The sequence below is a fragment of the Microcystis sp. M165S2 genome (genome assembly GCF_020245885.1).
Lineage (GTDB): Bacteria > Cyanobacteriota > Cyanobacteriia > Cyanobacteriales > Microcystaceae > Microcystis.
In genome coordinates this window covers 1-8,695 of record NZ_JADBTZ010000322.1, presented here as the reverse complement: position 1 = coordinate 8,695, position 8,695 = coordinate 1, and the positions used below count along the sequence as shown (strand labels likewise).

Sequence of the window (8,695 nt, the reverse complement as noted above, 5' to 3'; positions counted from 1 at the left end):
TAACACTTGTTGCAAAGGTAAACAGCTTACTTCATTGAGAAAGTCTAATTCTTCTTGCTTATTCCAATCGGTTAGCATCGAAGAAGTTTGAGCATATCCTACTCTTTCTTGTCTTTCGTACCATGCTTGTGTTCTGAGATGGAGTGCCTTATTGTAAACTAATCTTACACAGCCCAAAGTGCGCCGCAATAGCGACTCTTGTTCGGGTATGGGGTAAAATCATCGGTAAGAATAGGCTTTCTCCATATTTCACATTCTGGCATATATTTTGTAAATGCGCTAGTATTTAACAGTAAAGCCGCCGTAGAACGGCGGGGTTTCAGACCTAAATTTTCGATGAAAGAACACGATGTCGTTATAGTGGGCGGTGGGTTAGCAGGATGCCGCGCCGCCTTAGAAATCAAACGCCTCAACCCGACTATCGATGTTGCTGTCGTTGCCAAAACCCACCCAATTCGTTCCCACTCCGTCGCTGCCCAGGGGGGTATCGCCGCCGCCCTGCAAAACGTTGACCCCAAAGATAATCCCAAGGCTCACGCCTACGATACTGTCAAAGGTTCCGATTTTCTGGCTGACCAGGATGCGGTGGATATCCTCACCCGAGAAGCCCCCGAAGTTATCATCGAATTGGAACATCTAGGCGTGTTATTCTCCCGTCTCGAAGATGGACGCATTGCCCAAAGAGCCTTTGGCGGTCACAGCCATAACCGTGCCTGTTACGCCGCCGATAAAACCGGTCACGCCATGCTGCACGAATTAGTCAGCAATTTAGGCCGTAATCAGGTAAAAATCTACGATGAATGGTACGTTTTGCGTCTTATCCTCGAAGAAGGTACAGCTAAAGGAGTAGTTATGTACCAAATCGCCACCGGACAGCTAGAAATCCTCCGGGCAAAAGCAATTATGTTCGGGACGGGGGGCTATGGTCGCGTTTATAACACCACCTCCAACGATTTCGCCTGTACGGGAGACGGTTTAGCTTTATCGGCAAAAGCGGGTATTCCCCTAGAAGACATGGAATTTGTCCAATTTCACCCCACTGGACTCTATCCCGTCGGTGTTTTAATCTCGGAGGCGGTCCGGGGTGAAGGAGCTTATTTAATCAATAGCGAAGGTCGTCGTTTTATGGAAGATTACGCCCCCTCGCGCATGGAATTGGCACCCCGGGACATCACTTCCCGGGCCATTACCCTAGAAATTCGCGCTGGCCGGGGGGTAAATCTGGACGGTAGCGCTGGGGGTCCCTTTGTCTATCTGGATTTACGCCATTTAGGCCGGGAAAAAATTATGAGTCGCATTCCTTTCTGTTGGGAGGAGGCCCACCGTCTCGTCGGTGTCGATGCGGTAGAGGAACCGATGCCTGTACGTCCTACAGTTCACTATTGTATGGGAGGCATTCCCGTTAATACCGATGGTCGCGTTCGCTTAAGTGCCGATACCCTCAGCGAGGGCTTTTTCTCCGCCGGGGAATGTTCCTGTGTCTCCGTTCACGGGGCTAATCGTTTGGGCAGTAATTCCCTGTTAGAATGTGTGGTCTATGGGAGAAGAACCGGCAAATCGATCGCTAAATACGTCGAAAAACGCGCTTTTCCCGTCTTTAATCCCGATATTTACCTTCAGGATGCGAAAGAGGAAATCACCGCTTTATTGACCAAAAAAGGCACGATTCGCATCGGTCAACTACGTCAGCAATTCCAAGACTGTATGACCCAACATTGCGGCGTTTTTCGCACCGAAGCGACTATGCGCGAGGGAATTAAACAAATCGGCGATTTAAAGCGCAAATACGAGCAGATTTACCTCGATGATCCGGGTGATTGCTGGAATACGGAACTAATCGAGGCCTGGGAATTACAAAGTCTCATGGTGGTGGGGGAAATTATCCTCACCTCTGCCCTCAATCGTCAAGAAAGCCGAGGGGCCCATTCCCGCGAAGATTTTCCCCAACGGGATGACCAAAATTTCCTTCAGCATACCCTCGCCTATTATTCCCGCGACCGCATCGATATCGACTATATGCCCGTGGTGATTCAGGATTTCACCCCCGTGGAACGTAAGTATTAACCTCTGGTCGCACGGTAAATGTAAAGTAATTTTACAAACTCCTTGGCATTTACCGAGATTTAGTTCTATAGTAGATAAAGCAACGCGGGATAGAGCAGTCTGGTAGCTCGTCGGGCTCATAACCCGAAGGTCAGTGGTTCAAATCCGCTTCCCGCCATTAATTCGAGTTAGTTCTGATTGACAGGTTTTGAATTTCTAGGAAATTTGGATATACGAGAGTTGAAAAATGAGTAATGCAAACCAAAATCCCGATTCTGAACAAAAATCGCCGCCGTCGGTTTCCGCATCTCCATTAGAACCGGCAGGTCCTAATTTTTTTGATAAATTTTTCATTGTAGTTACGGCTTTTGGTTTTGGACTAGGTACGGCTATAGCTTTGTTGCCCAATGTCATACCTTTGCCAATCATACCATCTATTTTTTTTGGCACTGGAATGGGTGCATTGGTTTACCGATTTATGGGAGGGTTTAAAGATGATGATTCCTTACAAACCCAGGCAATAAAAATTTCGGGGAGTCTTGCTTCTCTACTAAGCTCTATAGTGGTTATTAATCTTTTGCTAGAAGGGCAGTTAGAGCCATATATAGCCGAACATATAGACTTAAAGAAAGGAGACCAAAATATCTATTATATAGAGATAGAAAATAAAGGTATTAAAATAGGTAACCTAAATCAAGAAGACTTTAATGATAATGGCTATTATGATATTAATAATGTTTCGATTGTTAGTGCTATTTCAAGACTAGCATCAATCTCAAAAGAAGGCTACAATCATCCAGTTTTAGAAAAAATCAGAATCGAATGTGCCAGAAATCAGGGAATATGTCAACCTAATAAAAATCAATTTACTTTGATAATTCATAGCATTAAACCGGAAACTGAACTTCTAGGAGGATCAGCTATTGGATGTTTAAATAGTGATGCATTTTGGATCGGTAATGAAGATTTATATATCTACCAAACCTCCGATAAAGTTGACAAAATCAGGATTGAAAAATTTGGTCAATGTTTAGACGAAGAAGGTCAAGACAAAAAAGTTATAATTAGTCAAAAAGATGCCGATCATCTAAACTTAAAGCCTGGGGTAAAAATCAAAGCTCGTTTTCAATAAAGTTAATAGGTAAGCCATGAAAAAAACAATTTTAATTCTCTGGTTTCTTCTTGGGATTCCTGCAATCGCTAGGGCAGAGCAATGGGGAGTAGTATTCGGTGGTGATCGAGATATTAGCGAAGCTGAGTATGAAATAAACCGTGCCAAGAAAAATCGCCCTCCCTATTCAAGTGCGGTTCTTTTCTATCGATCTGGATGGTATAGAAGTGTGATTCTTTTCCAAGGAAAAAAGGAAGCACAAGCTGCCTTAACTAATATCCATAATCAACTTCGTCAAGGCTCTTATGTCGTTAATGTAGATGATTGGTGTCCTAATTGGCAATCTAATCGAGTAACTTCTAACAAAATTAGTTTCTATCGGTGTTGATAGCCTTCATGTCTATTTAGCGCAGAGGGCTAGTGGCGTTTTTGATCCATTTTTACTACTTACCGTTCGCTTAATTTTTTAAGATATGAGGTAAAAGCCCAATTCCGGGGGATTGTGCATCACTTTTTCCCATAGCGTCAGGATTTGCTTTGATAGGATAGATAATCTCTCCGTTAGTTTGGATAACGGGGGTTGCTTGGGTAACATCCTGTAAACATTGTACCCAGCGATCGCTGCAAGGGTTATTGAAGACAAAAAAACCGTTTTTTTTGAGGTGGTTTTTTAGGGTAGCAGTTGAGAACGTAAGCATTGAAAACATAAGATTTTCCCCACTTCAATAGGTTGATACTTGCTATGAAAAAATCTGGGGTATGTGCCAATGCAAGAGGTCTAATTAAAAAAAATTGCATAATAAAAAGCTTATTGGCTAAGGCTTTTAGCTTTGGGTGTGGCTTTGGGGGAGTGGGGTATCCCAAACTTTTTTAGGAAAAAATTGGCGATTTTTGGCGGGGATGGTGTCGGATTTATCCTGTCAGCAAGTGATGGGTAAAAGAACGATGTCCTCTCAGCCTGCCGAGTCGCTAGAATAGGATCGGCTTTGCTCAAATAGACAAGAACACGCCATGTCAGAAGCTATTACGATCGCCAATATTTACAAACTGTTTGAAAGAACCGAGGCTCAATTTGCCGAGTTCCAAAAAGAAGCCGAGCACCGCAATGTTGAAGCCGAGCGCCGTAGTGCTGAAGCTGAACAACGAAATGCCGAAGCGTACCGCCGCAATGCTGAAGCCGATCGCCGTAGTGCTGAAGCCGATCGCCGCCGGGCCGAAGCCGAGCGCACGATGGAAGAATTGAAAAAGCAGGTACGAGCCACCACCGAAGCCGTCAATAACTTAACTACCCCTTTGTGTCTTTTTATAGAAGAAATGGTAGAGCCGGCGGTTGTGCAGTTATTTCAAGGGCGGGGGATTGATGTCACCCAAACCATGAGTCGTTTAAAAAGTAAACGTCCCGGGGCAGCGATGGAAATTGATATTCTGGCGGTGAATGGCAGTGAGTTAGTGGCGGTGGAGTGTAAATCTCGACTCTCGAAGGATGATGTAGATGACTTTCTCGACCGATTACAGCGATTTAAGTTAGCCTTTCCCCAATTTCGAGACTTTCAGGTTTATGGCGCAGTAGCGGGGATTGAAAGCGACCAGGGGATAGATAGTTATGCTTATCGGCGCGGTTTATTTGTGATTAAGCAATCAGGAGAAACGGTGAAAATCATCAACGATGTTCAGTTTCAGCCTGTGGGTTTTGCTTAACTAACAATGGGCGTATTAAAATTAGTTATTCCTTTGGAATCGAGAACAATCAAATAAATGCGATTACCGATTCATTGATACGGCGGTTTAAGCAAACGTTATTCTTTTTTGGGAAAAACTGTATCATTAGAAAAAAATCAAGAGGTTTTTGTTGATGGAACCACTCTTAGTGACTTTGATAACTTGGGCCACGAATATTGCTCCCTTGGCTGGTTCTGCTATTGCCACAGGTTTTTTAGGCAAGACTGGGGAAAATCTTAACGATTCCTTGTTGGCGACACTGCAACGCAAATTTCCTACCTCGCCAACCTTAAAGTTATTAACCGCAGGCAAAGCACCTGAAGTTGAGCAAGCCGTCATTGACTTGGAACCTGTATTAGCTGATTCGGAAGTTACAGAATTATTAACGGAAATGCGGGCGTTGATGAGCAGTAACCAGGAATTAGCCGCTAAGTTAGCGGCAACGGAAAAACAGATCCGCAATACTCAAATTAACAAGGATCAATCTCAGGGTTATCAATTCAACAAAAATGTTGAAGCTAAATTTTTGGGGGGAAACCATAACCATTACTATCCCAGTGACACTAACAAAGAGCATTAGCTGGAGTCGTCTGGTAGGGAACAGACAAAGTTAGCCCCAACGCAATCAGCAACCCTAAATACCACACCTCCGCCAGTAGATGAATGGCAGGGACGACAGGATGAAATCAAGGAACTACAAACCGCCCTCAGCAATGACAAAGTACGCTTAATCGGGATAACCGCCGCAGGAGGCTATGGGAAATCGGCTTTAGCGGTGAAGTTCAAAGAGAAGTTAAACCCTCATTGGCGGGTGTTATGGGTTAGTTTTAGGGAGCGTTATTCAGTGGCGCAATTTGGCCGCTGGTTATTAGAAAATTTGGAGCAACCCTACGATGAAAAATGGAACGATGAGACGTTAATTCAGCAGATGATACGGGGACTGAGTATCTCACCTTGTCTGTTGATTCTCGACAACTTAGAAACAGTAGTTCAGACGGCGGGAGATTCAGTTTATGGGGAATTTTTGAGCCGTTGGTTGGGGTCGGGAAACCAGAGTAAAATCCTGATTACCAGTCGGGAACAGCCGAGTTTTGTAGCCAATTTAACGCGGCGTTGTCATTGGTTGCGCCTGGGGGGATTAGCAGAAGCGGACGCAATCCAGTTGGTGAGGGTGAATTACGGTTTGACAGGAACTAATCAAGAATTAGCCGAATTTGTCCACAAGATGGGACGACATCCTCTCTTAATGCAACTGGTTTGTAGTTGGATGAGTGATGAGTTTGGCGAAGGGGTTTCTGTCACCGAGTCGCAAAATTTGGGCTTAAATCTGTTTGATGTGGAAGGGTATCACCGCGACACGGAAACCTGTGTCAGAGAAGTGATTACCGCCAGTTTAGCGCGATTATCGAAAGAGTTTAGGGAGAGTTTAACGCGGTTATCGGTACTGCGCGAGAGTTTTGATTTGGGGTTAGCCCAGGGGTTAATTCCAGCAATAACTGACAAAAATTTACGACATTTTGCTTGTTTATCTTTATTACAAGAATTTCCCCCCGAATACAATGTAAAACAGCGACAGTTTCAGTTTTTGCCTTTAATTTCAATGGTGGTACAAGATCAAGCAAATCCTGAAATATTGCGATCTGCCCATCAATTAGCCTTAGATTATTATTTAGCTCATTTACCTGTCCCTCCCTGGGAATACTTGGAAGATTTGAAGGAATATTTAGAGGCGTTTCACCATGCAGGGGAATTGGGAGAATGGCAGTTAGCTTACGATATTTTGAATGAGGATCGAGGAGGAGAAGAGAAAGATAAATCGGTTAATAGTTTTTTGTACTTCACAGGCTTAAGTCGAAAATCAATAGAATTGTATGAAATTTTAATTAATAATTGGATAGAGGATCAAAAACAAACACGAGAGTTCGGCATTGTGTTGTCTTTGTTGGGAATAAGTTATAAAAATTTAGGAGAATATTCAAAAGCAATTACTATTCATAAGCAACATTATGCCCTATCGGAAAAAAATAAAAATTCGGCAGGAGTTGCTTCTGCACTGGGTAATTTAGGTATCTGTTACTTTTCGCAAGGCGATTATCAGCAAGCCATCAAGTATCATGATCAATGTCTAGCAATTCAGAGTAAAATTAGCGATTATAGAGGTATGGCAGGGACTTTTGGTAATTTAGGTATTTGTTATCGTTCTATAGGAAAATTGAATGAAGCTATAGATAATCATAAAAGGCATTTTGAAATTTCACAAAAGATTGATGATCTTGGAGGAATGGCTTCCGCATCTTTGAATATAGGAAATTGTTACAGCGATTCTGGCAGATATTTACAGGCGATTCCCTATCATCAAGCAGGCTTAATCGTCAAGGAGATTCTTGGCGATCAACAGGGATTAGCACTTGCTTATAATAATCTTGCGTGTTGCTTCCGAAGCTTACGTCAATATAAGGAGGCAATCTTTTATAATCAGAAATCTCTAAAAATAGGAGAAGAAATTGGTAACAAACAAAGGATATCAGAGTCGCTTGGTAATATAGGTAATTGTTATGCCGACTTGGGAAAATATCAGGAAGCAATCGTTAAACATCAAGAATCTTTAGTCTTAAAAGAGGAAATGGGGGATCAAAGAGGAATTGCACTTGAATTAATTAGTCTTGGTGCTTGCTATTCTCATTTAGAACAACATGAAACAGCAGTAGCATTCTTTGAGAAATCATTAGAGCTAAGTCAAAAAAATAATTATCAGAGAGGTATAGCATTAAGCTTACATAACCTTGGAAACACTTATTTTGAGCTTGAAAAATATATTCAAGCGAAAGACTATATTAATAAATCTTTAGCTATTGCTCAAGGAACTGGTTTACAGGAAATAGTAATGCGTTGTTATTTTGGTCTTGCAAATATTGCGTATCGGATAAGTGACATTCAAGTCGCATATAGCCATTGCCAACAAGCGCTTGAATTATGCCAAGAATTGGGTATTCCCTTGGTTAAAGATTGTGAGGAACTGTTAGGACAAATTCAGGCTACATTAGAAGGAGATTAGAAATCCTAAAGCCACCTTCTTCTTACTCAAAAAACTGCCATGAAAAACCCAATTAAACTCACCATTGAACGCTTTCAAGAAAACGGACAAGATTACTATGTCGCCACCAGTCCCGATATACAAGGACTTGTCGCTGAAGCTGATACAATAGATGCCGTCATTGATATTGCTAAAGACTTAATTCCCATCCTATTATAGCAAATAATGGGTTATTTAGGACGCTTTCAATTTTCAAACTCTTATCTGAACAGGGTTTCAGCGATGGATTGTCCTAAGCACCTTGGTCTTTGCTATAGAATTGGAAACAAAGGATTGTGAATAATGCAACCCGTCCAACTTTTTCAACAAGTTGAACTATGTAGGGATGTCCCCGACACTATTTTTAAAAAAGGTGATCAAGGTACTGTTGTTGAACTTTTGACCCCGAACGAAGAACAACCAGAAGCAGGCTACCTTTTAGAAATTTTTGCCAATAATGAGACATTAGATGTTATCGCCGTTCCCGTTTCTTGGATAACTTCTATTAACTAGGGTCTGCTGAAAAAGTTATTGAAAAGTACAGGTCTCTTAATCAATGATTTCACTTAGCTAAAAGCATAAGCTTTAGTTGTCGATTAATCTCTAGGCTATAACTTATTGTCATCATTGACCGAGAAAAAGTGCGGTTTTTCCATTTCAGACATAAAAAAGCCCAAAAAACCTGCCGAAGCAGGGTGGAAAGATTGATAACTAAAAAAGTAATAGCAATGGCTGTTTCCGATGTTGAG

At 42.2% G+C, this 8,695-nt stretch carries 10 protein-coding genes, 1 tRNA gene and 1 pseudogene; 9 read left to right on the top strand and 3 right to left on the bottom strand.

What is annotated here, in order from left to right:
- Positions 1-210 (bottom strand): helix-turn-helix domain-containing protein (locus IM479_RS16045; protein WP_287699490.1); only part of this gene is annotated, 210 nt, incomplete at its 3' end.
- A 126-nt stretch (positions 211-336) separates the two neighbouring features.
- On the opposite strand from IM479_RS16045, the gene IM479_RS16040 reads away from it, so the two are divergent.
- From IM479_RS16040 to IM479_RS16025, 4 genes are all read left to right on the top strand, one after another.
- Positions 337-2,064: a succinate dehydrogenase/fumarate reductase flavoprotein subunit gene (locus tag IM479_RS16040; RefSeq protein WP_002774552.1), complete on the top strand. Its 1,728-nt coding sequence runs from the start codon at positions 337-339 to the stop codon at positions 2,062-2,064.
- A gap of 83 nt (positions 2,065-2,147) precedes the next feature.
- Positions 2,148-2,221, top strand: a tRNA-Met gene (locus tag IM479_RS16035).
- Positions 2,222-2,290: 69 nt separating this feature from the next.
- Positions 2,291-3,175 carry a hypothetical protein gene (locus IM479_RS16030; RefSeq protein ID WP_287687017.1) on the top strand — a complete coding sequence of 295 codons (885 nt, stop codon included), beginning with the start codon at positions 2,291-2,293 and terminating at the stop codon, positions 3,173-3,175.
- Positions 3,176-3,191: 16 nt separating this feature from the next.
- Complete coding sequence (locus tag IM479_RS16025; RefSeq protein WP_287687015.1) at positions 3,192-3,542, top strand: SPOR domain-containing protein; 351 nt, start codon at positions 3,192-3,194, stop codon at positions 3,540-3,542.
- Positions 3,543-3,612: 70 nt separating this feature from the next.
- Here IM479_RS16025 and IM479_RS16020 read toward each other — a convergent pair whose 3' ends face one another.
- The gene (locus IM479_RS16020) at positions 3,613-3,852 is read right to left on the bottom strand and encodes a hypothetical protein (RefSeq protein ID WP_287687013.1); all 240 of its coding nucleotides are present in this window, start codon (positions 3,850-3,852) and stop codon (positions 3,613-3,615) included.
- Between the two features lie 313 nt (positions 3,853-4,165).
- Between IM479_RS16020 and IM479_RS16015 the strand changes: the two genes are divergently transcribed.
- The 5 genes from IM479_RS16015 to IM479_RS15995 all read left to right on the top strand — a co-directional run bounded on the left by IM479_RS16015 (position 4,166) and on the right by IM479_RS15995 (position 8,459).
- Positions 4,166-4,852, top strand: coding sequence for a DUF3782 domain-containing protein (locus IM479_RS16015; RefSeq protein WP_287687011.1), 687 nt, complete (start codon positions 4,166-4,168; stop codon positions 4,850-4,852).
- Positions 4,853-5,006: 154 nt separating this feature from the next.
- Entirely contained in the window at positions 5,007-5,453 is a 447-nt protein-coding gene (locus tag IM479_RS16010) for a hypothetical protein (protein ID WP_287687009.1), read from the top strand.
- Positions 5,454-7,928, top strand: coding sequence for a tetratricopeptide repeat protein (locus tag IM479_RS16005; RefSeq protein WP_353737581.1), 2,475 nt, complete (start codon positions 5,454-5,456; stop codon positions 7,926-7,928). It abuts the gene before it with no gap.
- A 39-nt stretch (positions 7,929-7,967) separates the two neighbouring features.
- Positions 7,968-8,126 (top strand): DUF1902 domain-containing protein, encoded by a 159-nt coding sequence (locus IM479_RS16000; protein ID WP_287687006.1) that lies wholly within the window; start codon positions 7,968-7,970, stop codon positions 8,124-8,126.
- Positions 8,127-8,249: 123 nt separating this feature from the next.
- Positions 8,250-8,459 carry a DUF4926 domain-containing protein gene (locus IM479_RS15995; RefSeq protein WP_287687004.1) on the top strand — a complete coding sequence of 70 codons (210 nt, stop codon included), beginning with the start codon at positions 8,250-8,252 and terminating at the stop codon, positions 8,457-8,459.
- 49 nt (positions 8,460-8,508) lie between these two features.
- On the opposite strand, the pseudogene IM479_RS15990 reads toward IM479_RS15995, so the two are convergent.
- A pseudogene (locus tag IM479_RS15990) lies at positions 8,509-8,695 on the bottom strand (IS5/IS1182 family transposase); the annotation flags it as partial.

Excerpts from the sequence above, each read along its gene's own strand:
- IM479_RS16040 (WP_002774552.1), top strand. The coding sequence starts at position 337 with ATGAAAGAACACGATGTCGTTATAGTGGGCGGTGGGTTAGCAGGATGC.
- IM479_RS16030 (WP_287687017.1), top strand. The coding sequence starts at position 2,291 with ATGAGTAATGCAAACCAAAATCCCGATTCTGAACAAAAATCGCCGCCG.
- IM479_RS16025 (WP_287687015.1), top strand. The coding sequence starts at position 3,192 with ATGAAAAAAACAATTTTAATTCTCTGGTTTCTTCTTGGGATTCCTGCA.
- IM479_RS16020 (WP_287687013.1), bottom strand. The coding sequence starts at position 3,852 with ATGCTTACGTTCTCAACTGCTACCCTAAAAAACCACCTCAAAAAAAAC.
- IM479_RS16015 (WP_287687011.1), top strand. The coding sequence starts at position 4,166 with ATGTCAGAAGCTATTACGATCGCCAATATTTACAAACTGTTTGAAAGA.
- IM479_RS16010 (WP_287687009.1), top strand. The coding sequence starts at position 5,007 with ATGGAACCACTCTTAGTGACTTTGATAACTTGGGCCACGAATATTGCT.
- IM479_RS16000 (WP_287687006.1), top strand. The coding sequence starts at position 7,968 with ATGAAAAACCCAATTAAACTCACCATTGAACGCTTTCAAGAAAACGGA.
- IM479_RS15995 (WP_287687004.1), top strand. The coding sequence starts at position 8,250 with ATGCAACCCGTCCAACTTTTTCAACAAGTTGAACTATGTAGGGATGTC.